Consider the following 17,787-nt stretch of genomic DNA (forward strand, 5'->3'; position numbering starts at 1 on the left):
GGGCCGGCCCCTCGGCGTGCTGCGGGTGCGGCCTGCCGGGTCGCCGCGCCCGTGGTGGTGTGCCGGTCAGGCGGCCCGGGCGACCTGGGTGGCCGCCAGCGGGCGGTGCGGTGCGATGATCTGGCCGTCCGGCAGCAGCTCACCGGTGTCCTCGAAGACGAGGACGCCGTTGCACAGCAGGCTCCAGCCCTGCTCGGGGTGGTGCGCCAGGAGCCGGGCCGCCTCCCGGTCGGCGGAGTCGGCTGAAGGGCAGGCTGGCTGGTGCTGGCACATGGATGCGTTCTTTCGCTGCGGAGTGGTGAGTGTCGTCCTGCGGCTCGAATCGGTGTTCATGGCCGCCCCCCCGTCAATCGGTCGGTCAGTTCCCCAGTAGAAGGGGTCTTCCCGCAAAAGCGGGAGCAGGACCCCAGTGTTGCCCCACGGCGGTCGCTCCGCAGGGATTTCCCGGCAGCTGTCCCCACTGATTGATGACGCATCACCCTTGCGGGCGGTTCAGCCAACTCCCCGGTCGGTTCAGGTGGTTCGCGCGTGGTCCCGGCGGGCTAGTCCGTATGGCGTACCCGGATCAGGCAGGAGTGGCCAGGACGGGGGGTGCGAGGCGATGAGTGAGGACGGGCAGCAGCTCGGACACCGGGTGCGGGCGGTAGGCAGCGATCCCGGGCGGCGCGGGGGCCAACGGCACCAGCAGGTCCGCGGGGGCCGGCAGGCCGGACGCCGGGTCGGCCCCGGCGGCGCGGTGCAGCCACAGCGTGATCATGTACAGCTCCGGCACCGAGAGCAGTCGCGGCTGGTAGTGCGCGCCGGCGGATTCCGCCTGGTGCAGGGCGCGTTCGGTGGCGGCGACGTAGGGGCCCTCGAAGAAGTGGGAGAAGGCCCAGCCGTCCGGGGTCAGCATGGTGTCGGCCGCGGCCACGTACCGCTCGCCGCTGCGGATCAGGAACCGCCAGCCGGTGAGCCGGGTGCGCGGCGGGCGGCCGGCGGCCGCGGGCTCGGAGAGTCCGAGCCGGTCCAGGACGTGCACCGGGAGCGGGAGTTCGGGGGTCAGCGGTCCTTGGAGGGCGCGCAGGGCGGGGGTGTGCGCCTGGACGGCCGTGGCGGAACCGAGTGCCGCGAGAACGCTGCGCAGGGCGGGCGCGGGGGCCGTGGAAACATGCAGCGGCATAGTGGGTCGCCTCTCACGTGGGAGGGGAGGTGCGGGGCAGGTGCGGGGACGGCGCTGTCGCATTCTGGGGCCAGAGGGGGGCTGTGGGGCAATGGCCGGGCGCCAACTCTCTGCCTCGTTTGCGGAGTTTATACGACACGTGTTCACGCGGTGTTTCGGGTACCTCTCCTGGCTATTGCCGGCAAGGCGCTTACCGGTCCCGCCGTGTGGGATTCCGTGCCGCTCGCTCGCGCATAAGTCTCGCTGAGCTCGGAGGTTACCGGACGACCGCTCGGCTGGAAAGCGCCGTTCGCCGGAATCGGCACGGGCAAAGGAAATGTGCGCGGTGCCGTGGATTTTTGTCATGTGCCCGGAGAACGTGCCGAAGCGCTGCTTCGGCCAAACCGGCGCGCGCTGTCCGCCAGCCGTCCGCCCCCGGCGTTATCGATCACCGCCCCGGGGCATCATCGACCGTACAGTCCGCCCCGGGCCCGGGGCGGGCCACTCGAGGAGGGACGCTTCGATGGGGGAGAAGGTCGTGGCAGGCGGATTCGACCTGTCCGATCGGCAACGGTATCGGAGGAAGCTTCACGAGTGCCTCGAGGGACTGGAGCGGCTTCTGGCGGAGAAGAGGTTCGATCGCCCGAAGAATCTGATGGGGCTGGAGATCGAGCTGAACCTCGCGGGTTCCGACGGACTGCCGCGCATGATGAATGCACAAGTGCTGGACCGAATAGCGAGTCCGGATTTCCAGACCGAACTCGGCATGTTCAACCTGGAAGTGAACGTCGTCCCGCACCGGTTGGAAGGGCGTGTTTTCGACCGGCTCGCCGAAGAGCTCGGCACCGGACTCGGGTATGCCCACCGGATGGCCGCGGAGGTCGACGCCGGAGTGGTGATGATCGGAATTCTGCCGACCATCGCCCATGCCGACGCGGTCGCGGCGAACCTCTCCGACGTGGACCGGTACTCGCTGCTGAACGAGCAGATCATCACGGCCCGGGGAGAGGACTTCACCCTGGACATCGAGGGGGTCGAGCGGCTGGCCTGCACCTCCACCTCGATCGTGCCGGAGGCCGCCTGCACCTCGGTGCAGCTGCACCTCCAGGTCACCCCGGCCCGGTTCGCGGCCGTCTGGAACGCCGCGCAGTGCGTCACCGCGGCCCAGATCGCGGTGGGCGCCAACTCCCCCTTCCTCTTCGGCCGCGAACTGTGGCGGGAGTCCCGGCCGCCGCTGTTCACCCAGGCCACCGACACCCGGCCGCCCGAGCTGCAGGCCCAGGGGGTGCGGCCGCGCACCTGGTTCGGCGAGCGGTGGGTGGAGTCGGCGTACGAGCTCTTCGAGGAGAACGTCCGCTTCTTCCCGGCCCTGCTGCCCATCTGCGACGAGGAGGAGCCGCTGCGGGTGCTGGCCGAGGGCGGGGTGCCGCGGCTCCAGGAGATGGTGCTGCACAACGGCACGGTCTACCGCTGGAACCGGCCGGTGTACGGGGTCGCCGACGGCATGCCGCACCTGCGCGTGGAGAACCGGGTGCTGCCGGCCGGCCCCACCGTCGCCGACGTGGTCGCCAACGCCGCCTTCTACTACGGGTTGGTGCGCACCCTGGCCGAGGAGCCGCGTCCGGTGTGGACCCGGATGCCCTTCGCGGAGGCGGAGGCCAACTTCGACGCGGCCTGCCGGTACGGCATCGACGCCCGGCTGCGCTGGCCCCGGCGCGGTCGGGGCGGGGGCCTGGCCGCGGTGCCCGCCGCGCAGCTGGTCCTCGACGAGCTGCTGCCGATGGCGGCGGACGGCCTGGACGCCTGGGGCATCGAACCGGCCGACCGGGACCACTACCTCGGCATCATCGAGGAGCGCTGCCGCCGCCGGGCCAACGGCGCGACCTGGCAGGTGGAGACGTACCACCGGGCCCGCTCGGCGGGGATGCGCCGGGAGGCCGCGCTCGCCGCGCTGACCCGCCGGTACGCGGAGCTGAGCCACCGGGGCGATCCCGTGCACACCTGGCCGCTGGGGCTGCCCGACGAGGAGCTGCCGGCCCCGGCCGGGGTCAGCCCCGCCCGACGGCCGTGATGGCCTTGAGGATGACCGTGTGGATCTGGGTGGGGTCGTTGACCCGGTAGGCGCCCCCGCCGGTCGCGGCCGCGATCGGCCCGAGCTCGCCGAGGTCGGCGTCCGGGCCGATCGCCAGCGCGATCAGCGGTACCGGCCGCTGGGGGTCCCGCAGTTCCTCGAGCCGCTTGACCAGGGCGGCGCGGGTGAGGGAGCCGGGGTCCTCGTTGACCCCGTCGGTCAGGATCACCAGGGCGTTGAACTTGCCGAACCGGTAGGAGTCGCGGGCCTCCTGGTAGGCGGCCAGGGCGGTGTCGTACAGGCCGGTGGCGCCGTCCGGTTCGGGGGTCAGCGCGTCGAAGGCCGCGACCAGGCGCTGCCGCTGGGTGGAGCCGTCGTCCTCCTGCTCGCCGAGCCGCCGGGTGGGGACCAGCCGGCGGTAGTCCCGGGGGCCGTCGAGCCGGGTGGCGAACTCCCACAGTCCGATCTCGTCGTCCGGGGTGAAGGTGGCCAGCCCCTGGAGCAGTGAGCCGCGGGTGACCTCCATCCGGGAGCGGTCGCCGTGGCCCGGTACCGGCGCGGCCATGGAACCCGAGGCGTCGACCACCGTGGTCAGCCGGGCGCTCTGCACGGTGATGGTCCACATGGCCAGCGCCTCTTGGAGGTCCTTGCCGGTCGGCGGCTGCGCGAGGGTGGCGCCCACGGGCTGGGCCGGGTCCCCGCCGGCCGCCCGCACCACCGCGGGCGAGGCGGCGGCGTGCGGGTCCCGGAAGCCGTGCCGGGCCAGCGCCCGGCCGCCGTCCTCGTCGCCGAGGAGCTGCAGGAAGCGCATCACCGCGCGGTTCTCGTCCAGGTCCAGGTGCGCCTCGTCCACCAGCGTGTACGGGTAGTCGAGCAGCGGGGCGCCGTCCTTCGGGTAGAAGAGCGACAGGTGCGCGTCGCGGTGGGCGGTGTTGTGGGCGGCCGCGGCCTGCTCGGAGAGGATCACCGCCTGGTTGCGCCGCGGGTCGGCGCGCTCCGCCTGCGATCCGTCGCGGGGCAGCGTCTGCGGCAGCAGGGCGTCGCTCTCGCTGATCCGCTGGGAGAGGAGCTTGGCCGCGCCGGCCGCGACCACGTCGCCGTCCGGGCCCAGCGCGGCCGCCGAGGCGGAGATGCGGCCCAGGGCGAGCAGGGTGGCCGCGCTGGCGGTCGGGTCGGCGGCGCCCGTCCGCAGTTCCCCGCCGCCCACCGCGGCCGCGGCCAGCTCGCCCCAGCCGTACTGCTTCTTCGGCCAGCCCAGCCCGCTCGCGGCGGCGGGTGTGGCGGCCAGCACGACGGGGGAGGCCGCGATGCCCGCGACGGGGGCGACCGCGGTGGACTCCGGCTGCAGCCGGGTGCGCTCCACCCAGGCCCCGGAGTCCGGTATCCACACGTCGTAGTCCGGGGTCCGCCGGCCCGCGCCCAGTTCCAGGGCGACGGCGTGGCTGTCGCGGGCGGTGACCCGGACCGCCAGGCAGCGGCCGTCGGAGGTCAGGTGCCGCTCGCGCGCCCGGTCGGCGGCCTCCCGGACCACCGGCGCGATGTCGGGGCTGGCCACCACCCGCAGGCGGACCGCCCGGTCCGCGCAGGAGTCGGCGGCGAAGGGCAGGGCGCCCTGGGCGGCGGCCACCGCCACCGTCCCGGCGGCCAGCGCGAGCGCGGTGCCGATCACCACGGTGCGGCGGGTGGCGCGGCCCCGGTCCGTCCCGCCGGGCGGGTCCTCGCCACGGGGCCGGGTGTCGGGCAGGCTGTGACGTCCCATGCTGGTCGTGCCCCTCCATGAACCCCGATGAGATGCCGGGCAGGCAGTATGGGGAGGGCAGCCCTCCCCGCCGCGCACGGCGATCTTCGTACGCGTGGCGAGACCTTAGCGGGGCGGAGTTGCGGATGGAACGGGATTGCTGAATCGGAGTCAATGTGCGGGCGGAGACGGGAGCGGTGGACGGATCTTTGCGTGAAACGGCACCTGAGCGGGGCATTCTCAGGTCGGAGACCCTGCTGGTGCTGGCCCTGTCGCTGGGTGCGAGCGGGGTGTCCGCACTGATCAGCTTCATCGGCTCGGTGACCAGACCGGGCGGGCTCAAGGACCAGGCCGCCACCCTCAACGCCTCGCACGCGCCGGGGCGGCCCTGGCTGGACCTGGCCTGGCAGCTGTTCGGGATCGCCTCCGCGCTGGTCCCCGTCCTGCTGGTGGCCCACCTGCTGACCCGCGAGGGCGCACCCGGGCTGCGGGCCCTCGGCCTCGACCGCACCCGGCCGTGGCAGGACCTGGGGCGGGGCGCCCTGGTGGCGGCCGGCATCGGCAGCGCCGGGCTGGCCTTCTACCTGGCGGCCCGGGCCGGCGGCTTCAACCTGACGGTGGTGCCCGAGGCGCTGCCGCACGTGTGGTGGAAGTTCCCGGTCCTGATCCTCTCCGCGCTGCAGAACGCCGTGCTGGAGGAGGTGATCGTGGTCGGGTACCTGCTGCGCCGGCTCGGTCAGCTCGGCTGGAGCCCGGCCGGTGCGCTGGTCGCCAGCTCCGTGCTGCGCGGTTCGTACCACCTGTACCAGGGCGTCGGCGGGTTCATCGGCAACATGGTGATGGGCGTGGTGTTCGTGCTGCTGTACCGCCGGTGGGGGCGGGTGGGCCCGCTGGTGGCGGCGCACGCGCTGCTCGACGTCGTCGCCTTCGTCGGGTACGCGCTGCTCGCCGGGCACGTCGGCTGGCTGCCCACCCGCTGACCCGCTACGGCGCCGTCAGCAGTTCGCCGTCCAGCACGGTGACCGCGTCGCCGGTCAGGAGGGTGCGCTCGCCCTGGAGGGAGACCCGGACCAGGCCCTGACGGGCCCCGCCCTGGAGGCCGGTGAGGTCGGTGCGGCCCAGCCGGGCGGCCCAGAAGGGAGCGAGGGCGGTGTGCGCGCTGCCGGTGACCGGGTCCTCCTCGATGCCGACGGCCGGGAAGAAGCCGCGGGAGGCGAAGTCGTAGCCGCGGGAGGGGTCTTCGGCGCGGGCGGTGACGATGATCCCGCGCTTGGCGTACGCGCGCAGCGCAGCGAGGTCCGGGCGCAGCTCGCGTACCGCGCGCTCGTCGGGCAGCTCCACGACCAGGTCGCCGATGTGCGCGGCGGTGTCGTGGACCGAGTGCACCGGGCTGCCGAGTGCGGCGGCCAGCTCCGGCGGTTCGGCGACCGGGGTCAGCTCGGAGGTGGGGAAGTCGAGGGTGTAGCGGCCCTCGCCGGCGGCCTCGGTGGTCAGGACGCCGCAGCGGGCGGTGAACCGGACGGTGCCGGTGGCCCGGCCGGTTGTGGCCAGGACGTGGGCGGTGGCGAGGGTGGCGTGGCCGCACATGTCGACCTCGGCGGCGGGGGTGAACCAGCGCAGCGCCCAGTCCGCGTCGCCGCCGGGGGGCAGCGGGTGGGTGAAGGCGGTCTCGGAGAGGTTCATCTCGCGGGCCACCTGCTGGAGCCAGCCGTCGGCGGGGAAGGCGTCCTGGTCCAGGACCAGGACGGCGGCGGGGTTGCCCGAGAAGGGCCGGTCGGTGAAGGCGTCGACGATTCGGATGCGCATGCTTTGAACGTACGGGGCCGCAGGGCCCGGACGACAAGGCCAATCGGGGGACTCTGGCCTGGGATCCGGGCAGCCGGGGACCTAAGGCCTGCCGTGGCCCGGGGCGAGGGGGCGGTGGCGGCGGGCCGATCGTCCCGCGGGGCGGCCCGCCGGCGCGGTGCCGGATGCCGGCCGGCGGTCAGGACTCCTGTCCGGTGGCGGCGAGGACGATCTCCCGGATGGTGACCTCGGGGGGCTGACGGTAGGCGTACGCGACGGCCTCGGCCACCGCCCGGGGGGCCAGGGCGCCGCCGGCGGACTCCTTCCAGGCCCGGTAGTCGCTCTTGATCCGCTCGTCGGAGGTGTGGGAGAGGAGTTCGGTCTCCACGGCGCCGGGGGCGATGGTGACCACCCGGACGCCCGAGGCGGCGACCTCCTCGCGGAGGTTCTCCGACAGGGCGTGCACGGCGAACTTCGTGGCCACGTACGCCGTGTGGTTGGGGAAGGTCTTGCGGCCGGCGACGGAGCTGATGTTGATCACGGTGCCGGCGCCGCGGGCCAGCATGCCGGGCAGCACGGCGCGGATGCCGTAGAGCACGCCCTTGATGTTCAGGTCGATCATCCGGTCCCACTCGTCCACCGGCTGGTCGGCGACCCGGCCCAGGAGCATGGCCCCGGCGTTGTTGACGATCGCGTCGGCGGGCCCGTGGCGCTCCTGCGCCTCGCGCACGGCCGCCGCGACGGCGTCGCGGTCGGTGACGTCCACCTTGCGGCAGAGCGCGTCCGGCAGGCCCAGCTCCTCCAGCAGCTCCAGGCGGCGGGCGAGGAGCAGCAGGGGGTGCCCCTCGGCGGCGAAGAGGCGGGCGGTCTCGGCGCCGATGCCCGAGCTGGCACCGGTGATGACGATCAGGGGCTTGGTCATGGGGGCGGTCCCTCCCGCAGCTCTCGGTCCTGTCGCCTCCCAGCAGATCACCGCACGGCCCGGCGCGCGCTTCGGGCGGCCGCCATTCGCCCATCGACCTGGTTGTTTGCCAAGCGATCGGTTCCGATATATCGTTGAGCCATCGCGACTGAGTTGCGAATACTCTCACCGAAAGGAGCGCTGTCATGCGTTCTCATGGACACGAACACGATCACGGACAGGGACACCCGCGTGGCCGCGGCCAGGGCTTCGGGCCCGGGCCCGGCTTCGGTCCGGGCTTCGGCCCGGGGCGGCGCGCGGCCTTCGGCCCCTTCGGCCCGCCGTTCGGCGGCCCCTTCGGGGGTGGACGAGGCGGTCGCGGCGGCGGCCGGGGACGGGCGAGGCGCGGCGATGTCCGCGCGTCGATCCTGGCCCTGCTGACCGACCGGCCGATGCACGGCTACGAGATGATCCAGGAGATCGGCGAGCGCAGCGGCGGGGCCTGGAAGCCCAGCCCGGGCTCGGTCTACCCGACCCTGCAGATGCTCGAGGACGAAGGGCTCATCACCAGCGAGAGCGAGGGCGGCAAGAAGCTGTTCACGCTCACCGACGCCGGCCGCACCGAAGCGGAGGCGGGCTCGCCCGCCCCATGGGAGGAGGCCGGCCGCGGGGTCGACTGGGACACGATGAACGAGGTCCGCCAGGCCGGCGTCGGCCTGATGGAGGCCTTCGGGCAGGTCTGGAAGACCGGCTCGCCCGAGCAGCGCCAGAAGGCGCTCGCCGTGGTCAACGACGCCCGCAAGAAGCTCTACCTGATCCTGGCCGACGAGCACTGATCCGCCGGCCGCGCACAGGACGGCGCCCCGTGGCTCTCGCCGCGGGGCGCCGTCGTGCGTCCGCCTGCATGCGCGGCGCTCAGGCCACCAGGCCGGCCAGCTTGCGCAGCGACTCGTTGAGCGCGGCGGTGGCCGAGTCCTTGAGCTTCCCCGCCATCAGCGAGACCGCCGCACCGGTGAAGTCGCCGTCGATCCGCACGGTCGTGGCCGCGCCGTCCGGGACCAGCGTGTACCGGGTGCCGACGACCACGCCCATCGGGCCCTTGCCGCGGATCGCCAGGACCCGCTCGGCCTCCAGGGCCTCCACGGTCCAGACCACCTCCGCGGGGAAGCCCATCATCTTCATGTTCTCCGCGAAGGTCGCGCCCACCGCGAGGTCCGCGGGCCCGCCCTGGGGGAAGTTGGTGTGGGTCTGGCTCCACTGGCCGTACGCGTCCCAGTCGAGCAGCTGGGACCAGACCTTCGCGGCGGGCGCCTCGATGCGCGATTCCGCGGTGACTTCGGCCATGCGACCACCCCTTTGTCGTCGGTTCGTGCCGCGGAAGGTAGCCCCGGCGGCCGGAACATTCAATACTGACGACCTGTCAGATCTGCTCGGCCGGGGGCGCCGGTTCCCCGCGCCGTCTCAACAGGCGTCTTCTTGGTGACGGTGCTGACCCCGGCTGTCATGATGGCCCGATGCAAGCGTCAGGGAAGAACGCCGGACTGGGCCTGGCCCTCGTCTCGGCCGTTGCCTTCGGTAGTTCCGGAGTCGCGGCGAAGCCGCTGATCGAGGCGGGTCTGGACCCGCTCCACATGGTCTGGATCAGGGTGACCGGGGCGGCCCTCGTGCTGTCCCCGCTGGCCTGGCGCCACCGCGACCTCGTGCTGCGCCGGCCCGCGCTGCTGGCCGGCTTCGGCCTGCTGGCCGTGGCAGGCGTGCAGGCGTTCTACTTCGCCGCCATCTCCCGGATCCCGGTGGGCGTGGCCCTGCTGCTGGAATACCTCGGCCCGGCCCTGCTGCTCGGCTGGATCCGCTTCGTGCAGCGCCGCCCGGTGACCCGGGCCGCGGCGGCCGGCGCCGCGCTGGCGGTGGCCGGGCTCGCCTGCGTGGTGCAGATCTGGGCCGGGCTCGACCTGGACCTGATCGGCGTGCTGCTGGGTCTGGCGGCCGCCTGCTGCCAGGCCTTCTACTTCATCCTGTCCGACCAGGGCACCGAGGAGGCCGACGCGCCCGACCCGCTCGGCGTGATCGTGTACGGCATGCTGGTCGCCGCCGTCGTGCTGACCTTCGTGGCCCGGCCCTGGGGCATGGACTGGGACGTGCTGGGCGGCTCGGCGGAAGTGGCCGGGACCGAGGTGCCCGCGCTGCTGCTGGTCGGCTGGGTGGTGCTGATCGCCACCTGCTTCGCGTACGTCACCGGTGTGGTCTCGATCCGCAAGCTCTCCCCGCAGGTGGCCGGGGTGGTGGCCTGCCTGGAGGCCGTGGTCGCCACCGTCTTCGCCTGGATCCTGCTGGGCGAGCACCTTTCGGGTCCCCAGATCCTCGGCGGGGCGCTGGTGCTGGGCGGGGCCTTCGTCGCCCAGAGCGCCCGCGCGGCCGCCGGGGACGCGCACCCGGCCGAGCCGGTCGCCGGGGGCGGGCCCGGGACGCCGGCCGCCGCGGTGCCGGAAACGGCCCTGGACCGCGAGACCAGCGCCACATAGGGTGCAGATCATGTACTTGAGCGTTCTTTCGCCGCCGACCGCGTAACGCGGGCGGCTCCCCCTCGCGGCCGGCAGGCCGTCGGCGTGGACCCGGCCCGGGGTGTGCCCCCGGGCGGTCCGGCGCTGCCCGCGCACGGAATCCGGTAACGGCGCCCCGGCGCCCTCCTGCCTTCCCGTCCGCGGAGATCGAACGTGTCGAAGAACCTGTCCCTGCCTTCCTCCGTGCTGCCCGTCCGGCCCTTGTCGCCGGTCGGCCGCAGCCTGCTCCAGCTCGTCGTCGCCGGTGCCGCCTGGGGCACCGCCGGTGCGGCGGCCTCCCTGCTCTACCGCGCCAGTGACCTCGGGCCGCTGGCGCTGTCCTTCTGGCGGTGCGCCGGCGGCCTCGCCGTGCTGCTGGGCGTCCTCGCGCTGCGCCGCCGCCCGGCCGCCGGGTCCGCGGCGCGGCCCCGGCCGGCGGTCCGCAGCCTGGTCGTCACCGGTCTGCTGTTCACGCTCTTCCAGTCCGCCTACTTCGCCGCGGTCCGCGACACCGGACTGGCCGTGGCCACCGTCGCCACGCTGGGCGCCGGCCCGGTGCTGATCGCCCTCGGCGCCCGCGCGTGGATGGGCGAGCGGCTGGGCCGGGGCGGCGCGGCCGCGGTCGGCGGCGCGCTCGCCGGGCTGTGCGTCCTGGTGCTGGGCAGCGGCGCCGCGGCCGTCCGGCCCGCGGGCATCGGGTACGCGCTGCTCAGCGCAGCCGGGTACGCCGCGATGACCCTGCGCACCCGGCGGGCCGGCCGGACCGGCAGTGCGGGGGACCCGCTGGTCACCACCGCCTGGTCCTTCGGGGTCGGGGCCCTGGCCCTGCTGCCCCTCGCGCTGGCCGAGGGCGCGCTGCCGGCCACCGCGCAACCGCTGCGGGTGCTGGTGCTGCTGGCGTACGTGGCGACGGTGCCGACGGCGCTGGCGTACGCGCTGTACTTCACGGGCGCGGCCCGGGTGCGGGCCGCCACGGTCTCCGTGATCATGCTGATCGAGCCGGTGAGCGCGGCCGTGATCGCGGTGCTCTGGCTCGGTGAGCGCCTCACCGGCGCGACCGTGGGCGGGACCGCCCTCCTGCTCACCGCGGTGGTGGCCCTGACGGTGAGCGAGACCCGGCGGCCGCCGGTGGTGTGAGCGCGGCCCGGACGCGCCGTCCACCCCCGTGGGGCGGCGCGTCCGGGCCGGGCGGTTCAGAGCGTGCTCAGGTACTCCGGGACCGCGATCGAGGGGTCCAGGTCGGCGGCCGGGACCGGGGCGCCGTGGACGGGTGCGAGCGGGACCACGCCGGACCAGTACGGCAGGGCCAGGTCCTCGGGGTCGTCGTTGGGGCCGCCGGCACGGACCTTCGCGGACACCTCGACGAGGTCCAGCCGCAGCACGGCGGTGGCGGCGAGCTCCTTGGCGTTGGCCGGGCGGGAGTCGGCCGACCGGCCCGGGATGCCGTGGTCCACCAGCGCGTCCAGGGCGGTGCGCCGCTCGGCCTCGTCGGTGACCGGGTAGGCGGTGCCGTGCACCACCACCGAGCGGTAGTTCATGGAGTGGTGGAAGGCCGACCGGGCCAGTACCAGGCCGTCCACGTGGGTCACCGTGAGGCAGACCGGCAGCCCCGGCTCCGCCCCGCCGGCCAGGCGCGCCGGGCGGGAGCCCGTGGAGCCGTGCACGTACAGGGTCTCGCCCACCCGGCCGTACAGGGTGGGCAGCACCACGGGCGCGCCGTCCCGGACGAAGCCCAGGTGGCAGAGGTAGCCCGCGTCGAGGATCGAGTGCACCGTCTCGCGGTCGTACGCGGCGCGCTCGCGCGAACGGCTCGGCACGGTGCGTTCGGTGGGTGCGTAGGAGGCGGCGGCGTCCATGGGCGAACTCCATTGTACTAGTGCATACTGGCGTTTGTGCTAGGAGAATAGCCCCATCGCCTGGAGTCGCGCATCCGAATTCACGGCCGCCGGCGCGGGCGGCTCTGCGTCAGGGCGGCGCCGACCAGCACGATCACCGCGCCCACCGGGGTGTTCCAGTGCAGCTCCTCGCCGAGTACGAGGACGCCCGCGGCGGTGGCGATCACCGGAATGAAGTAGGTGACCATCTGAGCGGTGGTCGGGCCGATCTCCCCGACCAGGCGGTACTGGGCCTGGAGCGCGTAGCCGGTGCCCAGGGCGCCGAGGGCGACCACCGAGAGGGTGGGCCACAGGGCGAAGCCGCCGGGCGCCGGGGTGAAGAAGGGGATCAGGACGCCCAACTGGACGGTGGCCAGCAGCAGCTGGGCGCCGGTCATGGCCAGCGGGGAGCCCTCGGCCCCGGCCAGCGTCCGGCGGACGTAGATCCAGCCGACGGGGTAGCTGAGCGCGGCCAGCAGGGCGAGCGCGGTGCCCTTGGCGTCCAGGCCCGAGAAGCCCTGCCAGGCGCCCAGGACGGTCAGCACCCCGAGGAAGCCGATGCCGAGGCCGGCGACCCGGCGCCGGGAGGGCCGGTCCTCGGAGAGCGCGACCAGTGACAGGACCATGCCCCACAGCGGTGAGGTGGCGTTGCAGATGCCCGCCAGGCTGGAGGGGATGGTCAGCTCGGAGTACGCGAAGAGCGTGAACGGCAGCGAGTTGAGCAGCACGGCCGCCACCGTCAGATGCAGCCAGGTGCGCCGGCCGCGGGGCAGCCGCTCCCGGCGCCAGGCCAGCGCCGCCAGCAGCACCGCACTGCCGCAGAGCACCCGCCCGAAGGAGACCTGGAGCGGGGCGTAGGCCTCGGTGCCGACCTTCATGAAGAGGAAGCTGAACCCCCAGACGACCGAGAGCGCGGCGAACCGGACGCGCCAGTCGAGCAGCCGGCGCGGGGTGGCGGCGGCCGTGGGGACGGCGGCGGCGGGGGTGGCGGGAGTGGTGGGGGAGGGGGTTGCGGGTGCGCTCATGAAGCCACCTTGCCGCCCGAGAACGTCTTAGGACAAGCGAGAAAACCTCCACCTGACCGCGTAGCATCGCTTACATGTTGAACCTGGAGCGCCTGCGCACCCTCGACGCCCTCGCCCGGCACGGCTCGGTCAGCGGCGCCGCCGACGGACTGCACGTCACGACCTCGGCGGTCTCGCAGCAGATGGCCAAGCTCGAACGCGAGGTGGGGCAGCCGCTGCTGGCCAAGAGCGGCCGGGGGGTGCGGCTGACCGACGCGGGCCGGCTGCTGGCCGACCACGCGGCGCGGATCATCTCCCAGGTCGAGCTGGCCCAGGCGGACGTGGAGGCGCAGCGCGGCCGGGCGGTGGGCGAGCTGCGGATCGCGGCCTTCCCGACGGCGCTGCGCGGGCTGTTCCCGGTGGCGCTGGCCCAGCTGCGCGTCGACCACCCCGAACTGCGCGTGCGGACCCGGGAGATGGAGCCCGAGGAGAGCCTGCTCGCGGTGGTCCGCGGCGACCTCGACCTGGCCGTGGGCATCGACTGGTACAACAAGCGGATGCCGGTCCCGGGGGAGCTGGTCCGGGCGGCCCTGCTCGACGACGCGGTGGACGTGGCGGTGCCCGCCGGGCACCCGCTGGCCGGGGCCGGCGCGGTGGACCTGGCCGACTTCGGCGGGGAGGACTGGATCTCCTGGAACGAGGGGCAGTTCTGCTACGAGTGGCTGGTCTTCACCCTGCGCGGGGAGGGCATCGAGCCCCGGATCCGGCACATCGCCGAGGAGCACCAGACCCAGCTCGCCTTCGTGGCGGCCGGGCTGGGGGTGTGCATCACCCCGCGGCTCGGGCGCGGGCCGGTGCCGCCGGGCGTCCGGCTGCTGCCGGTACGCGAGAACGTACGGCGGCACATCTACGTGGTGTGGCGCTCGGACGCCGGGCGGCGGCCCTCCGTCCGGGCGGCGGTGGCGGCGCTGCAGGCCTCGGGGGCGCGGCACGCCGCGGTGTGACCCGCGCCGCCGCGGCCTCAGATCTTGGCGAAGTCCCAGGTGACGATCGACTCCGGGACCAGCCGCAGCCAGGCGTGTCGGCCGTCGTGCGGCATCGCGTCGAGACCGAAGTTCTTGGCCGCGAAGATCCGCTCGGGGACGGCCAGTTCGGGGCAGGGCTCACCCGTGCGGGGCGCCTCGCCGACGAACTCCACGGCGCCGGACAGCTCCGCCCCGCGCAGCTCGCCGTAGTCCTCGCCGGCGTCCACCACCACCGAGATCCGCGGGTCCTTGCGCAGCTGGGCCCAGCGCCGGCTGCGGGTGATCGAGTACAGCCACAGGGCCGTCCCGTCCCAGGCGAACCAGAGGGCGCCCACGTGCGGCCGGCCGTCCGCGGCGACGGTGGCCACCCGGCAGGTGCGCTGCTCGCCGAGGAACGCGTCCAGCTCCTCGGCGGACATCATGATCCGCCGGCCGCGCCGCTGTGTGGTGTCCATCAGGCCTCCGCCCCTTCACATCTGACTGTGTGTCAGGAAGCATGAGGGCTCCGCCCGCGCCGCGCAACGCCCGGTGCGGACCCGTCGACGCGTTCCAGGGGGCGCCATGGCACCGCACGACCGGCCCGCGGCCGACCGGCAGGACCGACTGGCCGGCCTGCTCGACCCGGCGACCACGGTCCTGCTGACCGTGGAGTGCCAGCAGGGCGTGGTGGGCACGGACAGCGCCCTGCCCGAGCTGGCCAAGGAGGCCCGCGACTCGGGCGCGCTGGCCAGGGTCGGCGCCCTGGTCGAAGCCGCGCACGCCGCCGGGGTCCAGGTCGTGCACGCGGTCGCCGAGCGGCGCCCGGACGGCCGGGGTGCCAACGCCAACGCCCGCCTCTTCCGGGCGGCCGGGCGGCTGCCGGTCCAGCAACTGGTCGGCACCCCGGCCGTGGAGCTCGCCGAGCCGGTCACCGTCGCCCCCGAAGACCTCGTGGTGCGGCGGCTGCACGGGCTCTCGCCGATGGCCGGCACCGACCTCGACCCGCTGCTGCGCAACCTCGGCTGCCGCACGCTCGTCGTCAGCGGGGTCTCGGCGAACGTGGCGATCCCCAACACCGTCTTCGACGCGGTCAACCTCGGCTACACCGTGGTCGTGCCCTCCGACGCGGTCGCGGGGGTGCCGGCCGCGTACACGCCGATGGTTTTGCGTCATTCTCTGGCGCTGGTGGCGACCCTGGCCGCCACCGCGGAGATCGCCGGGGTCTGGAGCCGGTAGGCCCCGGACGGCCTCCGGGGCCGGCCGGGGCGCGCGGCGGGGCCCGACGCGCCGGGCCCGTTCGAGCCGTACTCCACCCCGGCTCCGGTCCGCCGAGCCTATGATCGGGGCATGCATCGTTCGTCATGTCTCAGCTGGTGGCGCTCCGGTTAGGAGCGGCCACCCTTTGTGCATGACCGGGCCGTTCGGACGGATGGCCCCTCGGAGTACCTGGGAATCACGGGTTCGGGCCACCTCTGACGGCCGGACCGACCACCAGGAGACTTCGTTGAACACCACCCCCCTGACCGAGAGCCCCGAGGCCCCCGTCGACGCGATCGGCGCGTCTGCGGCGCAGGCCCGCAGCGCGGTGCTGGAGGAACTGATCCGCAAGGACCCCTCGCAGTTCCGCGTCCTGACCGGCGACCGCCCCACCGGCCGGCTGCACCTGGGGCACTACTTCGGCACCCTGCACAACCGCGTCCGCCTCCAGGACCTGGGCGTGGAGATGTTCGTGATCATCGCGGACTACCAGGTGCTGACCGACCGCGACGTGGCGGACAACCTCACCGAGCACGTCGAGGACCTGGTCCTGGACTACCTGGCGATCGGCGTGGACCCGGCGCGCAGCACGATCTTCACGCACAGCGCCGTACCGGCCCTCAACCAGCTGATGCTGCCCTTCCTCAGCCTCGTCTCGGTGGCCGAACTCAACCGCAACCCCACCGTCAAGGACGAGATCGCGCACTCGCGGCAGTCCGCGGTCAGCGGCCTGATGTTCACCTACCCCGTCCACCAGGCCGCCGACATCCTCTTCTGCAAGGGCAACCTGGTCCCGGTCGGCCAGGACCAGCTGCCGCACCTCGAGCTGACCCGCACCATCGCCCGCCGCTTCAACGACCGCTACGGCAACGGCGCCACGGTCTTCCCCCAGCCCGACGCGCTGCTCTCCAGCGCGCCGCTGCTGCTCGGCACCGACGGCACCAAGATGAGCAAGAGCCGGGGCAACGCCATCGCCCTGGCGGCCACCGCCGACGAGACCGCCAAGCTCCTCAAGGGCGCCAAGACCGACGCCGAGCGGCACATCACCTACGACCCGGCCGGCCGGCCCGAGGTGTCCTCGCTGCTGCTGCTGGCGGCGCTCTGCCAGGGCCGGGACCCGCAGGAGATCGCCGAGGAGATCGGCGCCGCGGGCGCCGCCGCGCTGAAGAAGACGGTGACCGAGTCGGTCAACGACTTCCTCGCCCCGATCCGGGCCCGCCGGACCGAGTACGCGCAGGACCGCGGCTTCCTGCGGCAGACGCTGCGGGAGGGCAACGAGCGGGCGCGCGCGGTGGCCGACGCCACCCTCGCCGAGGTGCGGGCGGCGATGAACAGCCACTACTGAAAGCCCTCCGCCGGCGGGATCCGGCCCCGGCCCGGCGCACCGCCGGGCCGGGATCCACCCGCTCCCCACGCCCGCTCGACGCCCCCTCCAGGTGACCTTGAGATTCCTTCGAGAACCGTGTCACAGCCTTGTTTCCAGCCCTTTGAGGCGCAAGGCAAGGTGAACGGAAGGTGGGCCAGAGGTGACAGAAGTCGACACGGGTCTGTTCGGCGAGATGCCGGGGACCATCCGATTCGAAACCGAAGCTGCCAGACGTTTCCTCAGCGACGCCGTGCAGGAATACCAGAAGTGCCTCGACAGCCGTGACGAGGAGGGGGTGCCCCATCACCTCCCGCGCGCCTCGGGCCTGCTCTTCGGGCAGTCCGACGGCAGCGAGATCACGATCAGCGAGATCGAGTTCGTGCCCAACGTCCGCGACAGCGACGAGAGCGTCATCTCCGAGTTCGAACACGCGATCGCCCCCCGGTTCGGCGACGTGTACCGGAACCCGAAGCGCGGGTTCTGGTCCGACGACAAGGGCGTCCTGCGGGCCATCATGCGCCAGTCCGAGAAGGGCCTGGACCTGATGGGATCCATCCACTCGCACCCGAACTGGCACGAGATCGGCCCCCCGCGCGAGCGGTTCCAGAAGCTGAGCGCGCACCCCACGCAGATGGACGACTACCTCTTCCGCCAGTCCTCCTGGCCCGTGAACGTGATCTGGTACGTCCATCAGAGCGAGGGCGAGATCGCCCACCAGGTGGCGGGCTGGCGGCCCGGTCCCGAGGAATGCGAACGGCTTTCCATCAGCATTCCGTCGACGATCCGTGACGAATTCAACGTGGAGGTATGAGAAATGGCCGACGTCAAACTCCCCTCGGCTTTCCTCGCCCTGGGCTGCGGCAAGAAGGTCCCGGTCGACGGCGAGAGCGTCCGCGAGGTGCTTTTCGGACTGGACGCGGACTGTCCGGGCTCCCTCGACCGGCTCATGGACGACAAGGGCGCCGTGAAGCGGTACGTGAACGTCTACCGCAACGACGACGACATCCGGGACCTGGAGGGCATCGACACGCCCGTCTCGGAGGACGACGTCATCTGGATCATCCCGGCGGTGGCCGGCGGCAGCGGCGAACCGCGGGAGCGGTGAC

General features: G+C 73.4%; 19 protein-coding genes. 10 read left to right on the plus strand and 9 right to left on the minus strand.

Annotation, left to right across the window (positions count from 1 at the left end; all coding sequences use genetic code 11):
- Positions 1–66 precede the first annotated feature (66 nt).
- Complete coding sequence (locus tag AB0O40_RS02015) at positions 67–273, minus strand: DUF5999 family protein (protein ID WP_365034639.1); 207 nt, start codon at positions 271–273, stop codon at positions 67–69.
- 292 nt (positions 274–565) lie between these two features.
- The gene (locus AB0O40_RS02020) at positions 566–1,162 is read right to left on the minus strand and encodes a hypothetical protein (protein ID WP_365034640.1); all 597 of its coding nucleotides are present in this window, start codon (positions 1,160–1,162) and stop codon (positions 566–568) included.
- Positions 1,163–1,664: 502 nt separating this feature from the next.
- Here AB0O40_RS02020 and AB0O40_RS02025 point away from each other — a divergent pair.
- Positions 1,665–3,212 (plus strand): glutamate--cysteine ligase, encoded by a 1,548-nt coding sequence (locus AB0O40_RS02025; protein ID WP_365034642.1) that lies wholly within the window; start codon positions 1,665–1,667, stop codon positions 3,210–3,212.
- On the opposite strand, the gene AB0O40_RS02030 is transcribed toward AB0O40_RS02025, so the two are convergent.
- Positions 3,190–4,971 (minus strand): substrate-binding and VWA domain-containing protein, encoded by a 1,782-nt coding sequence (locus tag AB0O40_RS02030; RefSeq protein WP_365034644.1) that lies wholly within the window; start codon positions 4,969–4,971, stop codon positions 3,190–3,192. The genes AB0O40_RS02025 and AB0O40_RS02030 overlap by 23 nt on opposite strands.
- Positions 4,972–5,126: 155 nt before the next feature.
- On the opposite strand from AB0O40_RS02030, the gene AB0O40_RS02035 reads away from it, so the two are divergent.
- A complete protein-coding gene (locus AB0O40_RS02035) occupies positions 5,127–5,930 on the plus strand; it encodes a type II CAAX endopeptidase family protein (protein WP_365034646.1) in 804 nt (267 codons plus the stop codon).
- 4 nt (positions 5,931–5,934) lie between these two features.
- Here the strand turns inward: AB0O40_RS02035 and AB0O40_RS02040 are convergent, their stop codons facing one another.
- Complete coding sequence (locus AB0O40_RS02040; RefSeq protein WP_365034647.1) at positions 5,935–6,756, minus strand: PhzF family phenazine biosynthesis protein; 822 nt, start codon at positions 6,754–6,756, stop codon at positions 5,935–5,937.
- Positions 6,757–6,934: 178 nt separating this feature from the next.
- Positions 6,935–7,657 carry an SDR family oxidoreductase gene (locus AB0O40_RS02045; protein ID WP_365034649.1) on the minus strand — a complete coding sequence of 241 codons (723 nt, stop codon included), beginning with the start codon at positions 7,655–7,657 and terminating at the stop codon, positions 6,935–6,937.
- A gap of 185 nt (positions 7,658–7,842) precedes the next feature.
- Here AB0O40_RS02045 and AB0O40_RS02050 point away from each other — a divergent pair, with 185 nt between their 5' ends.
- Entirely contained in the window at positions 7,843–8,472 is a 630-nt protein-coding gene (locus AB0O40_RS02050; RefSeq protein WP_365034650.1) for a PadR family transcriptional regulator, read from the plus strand.
- Positions 8,473–8,551: 79 nt separating this feature from the next.
- Here AB0O40_RS02050 and AB0O40_RS02055 read toward each other — a convergent pair whose 3' ends face one another.
- A complete protein-coding gene (locus tag AB0O40_RS02055) occupies positions 8,552–8,980 on the minus strand; it encodes an SRPBCC family protein (protein ID WP_365034652.1) in 429 nt (142 codons plus the stop codon).
- A gap of 170 nt (positions 8,981–9,150) precedes the next feature.
- Here AB0O40_RS02055 and AB0O40_RS02060 point away from each other — a divergent pair, with 170 nt between their 5' ends.
- Both AB0O40_RS02060 and AB0O40_RS02065 read left to right on the plus strand, forming a co-directional pair.
- Complete coding sequence (locus AB0O40_RS02060; RefSeq protein WP_365034653.1) at positions 9,151–10,158, plus strand: EamA family transporter; 1,008 nt, start codon at positions 9,151–9,153, stop codon at positions 10,156–10,158.
- 192 nt (positions 10,159–10,350) lie between these two features.
- Positions 10,351–11,313: an EamA family transporter gene (locus tag AB0O40_RS02065; RefSeq protein WP_365034655.1), complete on the plus strand. Its 963-nt coding sequence runs from the start codon at positions 10,351–10,353 to the stop codon at positions 11,311–11,313.
- 56 nt (positions 11,314–11,369) lie between these two features.
- On the opposite strand, the gene AB0O40_RS02070 is transcribed toward AB0O40_RS02065, so the two are convergent.
- The gene (locus AB0O40_RS02070) at positions 11,370–12,032 is read right to left on the minus strand and encodes a pyridoxamine 5'-phosphate oxidase family protein (RefSeq protein WP_365034657.1); all 663 of its coding nucleotides are present in this window, start codon (positions 12,030–12,032) and stop codon (positions 11,370–11,372) included.
- Positions 12,033–12,112: 80 nt separating this feature from the next.
- Complete coding sequence (locus AB0O40_RS02075) at positions 12,113–13,075, minus strand: DMT family transporter (protein ID WP_365034659.1); 963 nt, start codon at positions 13,073–13,075, stop codon at positions 12,113–12,115.
- Between the two features lie 74 nt (positions 13,076–13,149).
- Between AB0O40_RS02075 and AB0O40_RS02080 the strand changes: the two genes are divergently transcribed.
- Positions 13,150–14,058: a LysR family transcriptional regulator gene (locus AB0O40_RS02080; RefSeq protein WP_365034661.1), complete on the plus strand. Its 909-nt coding sequence runs from the start codon at positions 13,150–13,152 to the stop codon at positions 14,056–14,058.
- 17 nt (positions 14,059–14,075) lie between these two features.
- On the opposite strand, the gene AB0O40_RS02085 is transcribed toward AB0O40_RS02080, so the two are convergent.
- Entirely contained in the window at positions 14,076–14,534 is a 459-nt protein-coding gene (locus AB0O40_RS02085) for a pyridoxamine 5'-phosphate oxidase family protein (protein WP_365034663.1), read from the minus strand.
- 106 nt (positions 14,535–14,640) lie between these two features.
- Here AB0O40_RS02085 and AB0O40_RS02090 point away from each other — a divergent pair, with 106 nt between their 5' ends.
- The 4 genes from AB0O40_RS02090 to AB0O40_RS02105 all read left to right on the plus strand — a co-directional run bounded on the left by AB0O40_RS02090 (position 14,641) and on the right by AB0O40_RS02105 (position 17,786).
- Positions 14,641–15,294: a cysteine hydrolase gene (locus tag AB0O40_RS02090; RefSeq protein WP_365034665.1), complete on the plus strand. Its 654-nt coding sequence runs from the start codon at positions 14,641–14,643 to the stop codon at positions 15,292–15,294.
- A 316-nt stretch (positions 15,295–15,610) separates the two neighbouring features.
- The gene (gene trpS / locus AB0O40_RS02095; protein ID WP_365034901.1) at positions 15,611–16,660 is read left to right on the plus strand and encodes a tryptophan--tRNA ligase; all 1,050 of its coding nucleotides are present in this window, start codon (positions 15,611–15,613) and stop codon (positions 16,658–16,660) included.
- A gap of 181 nt (positions 16,661–16,841) precedes the next feature.
- Positions 16,842–17,492, plus strand: coding sequence for a hypothetical protein (locus AB0O40_RS02100; protein WP_365034667.1), 651 nt, complete (start codon positions 16,842–16,844; stop codon positions 17,490–17,492).
- A 3-nt stretch (positions 17,493–17,495) separates the two neighbouring features.
- Positions 17,496–17,786: a MoaD/ThiS family protein gene (locus AB0O40_RS02105; protein ID WP_365034669.1), complete on the plus strand. Its 291-nt coding sequence runs from the start codon at positions 17,496–17,498 to the stop codon at positions 17,784–17,786.
- Position 17,787: the final 1 nt, after the last annotated feature.

Origin of the sequence: Streptomyces sp. NPDC089919, from assembly GCF_040684615.1 — a bacterium.
GTDB lineage: Bacteria > Actinomycetota > Actinomycetes > Streptomycetales > Streptomycetaceae > Streptomyces.

What these genes read in the sequence shown, in the direction of transcription:
- AB0O40_RS02015 (WP_365034639.1), bottom strand. Translation starts at nt 273, where the DNA reads ATGTGCCAGCACCAGCCAGCCTGCCCTTCAGCCGACTCCGCCGACCGG.
- AB0O40_RS02020 (WP_365034640.1), bottom strand. Translation starts at nt 1,162, where the DNA reads ATGCCGCTGCATGTTTCCACGGCCCCCGCGCCCGCCCTGCGCAGCGTT.
- AB0O40_RS02025 (WP_365034642.1), top strand. Translation starts at nt 1,665, where the DNA reads ATGGGGGAGAAGGTCGTGGCAGGCGGATTCGACCTGTCCGATCGGCAA.
- AB0O40_RS02030 (WP_365034644.1), bottom strand. Translation starts at nt 4,971, where the DNA reads ATGGGACGTCACAGCCTGCCCGACACCCGGCCCCGTGGCGAGGACCCG.
- AB0O40_RS02040 (WP_365034647.1), bottom strand. Translation starts at nt 6,756, where the DNA reads ATGCGCATCCGAATCGTCGACGCCTTCACCGACCGGCCCTTCTCGGGC.
- AB0O40_RS02045 (WP_365034649.1), bottom strand. Translation starts at nt 7,657, where the DNA reads ATGACCAAGCCCCTGATCGTCATCACCGGTGCCAGCTCGGGCATCGGC.
- AB0O40_RS02050 (WP_365034650.1), top strand. Translation starts at nt 7,843, where the DNA reads ATGCGTTCTCATGGACACGAACACGATCACGGACAGGGACACCCGCGT.
- AB0O40_RS02055 (WP_365034652.1), bottom strand. Translation starts at nt 8,980, where the DNA reads ATGGCCGAAGTCACCGCGGAATCGCGCATCGAGGCGCCCGCCGCGAAG.
- AB0O40_RS02060 (WP_365034653.1), top strand. Translation starts at nt 9,151, where the DNA reads ATGCAAGCGTCAGGGAAGAACGCCGGACTGGGCCTGGCCCTCGTCTCG.
- AB0O40_RS02070 (WP_365034657.1), bottom strand. Translation starts at nt 12,032, where the DNA reads ATGGACGCCGCCGCCTCCTACGCACCCACCGAACGCACCGTGCCGAGC.
- AB0O40_RS02075 (WP_365034659.1), bottom strand. Translation starts at nt 13,075, where the DNA reads ATGAGCGCACCCGCAACCCCCTCCCCCACCACTCCCGCCACCCCCGCC.
- AB0O40_RS02080 (WP_365034661.1), top strand. Translation starts at nt 13,150, where the DNA reads ATGTTGAACCTGGAGCGCCTGCGCACCCTCGACGCCCTCGCCCGGCAC.
- AB0O40_RS02085 (WP_365034663.1), bottom strand. Translation starts at nt 14,534, where the DNA reads ATGGACACCACACAGCGGCGCGGCCGGCGGATCATGATGTCCGCCGAG.
- AB0O40_RS02090 (WP_365034665.1), top strand. Translation starts at nt 14,641, where the DNA reads ATGGCACCGCACGACCGGCCCGCGGCCGACCGGCAGGACCGACTGGCC.
- AB0O40_RS02105 (WP_365034669.1), top strand. Translation starts at nt 17,496, where the DNA reads ATGGCCGACGTCAAACTCCCCTCGGCTTTCCTCGCCCTGGGCTGCGGC.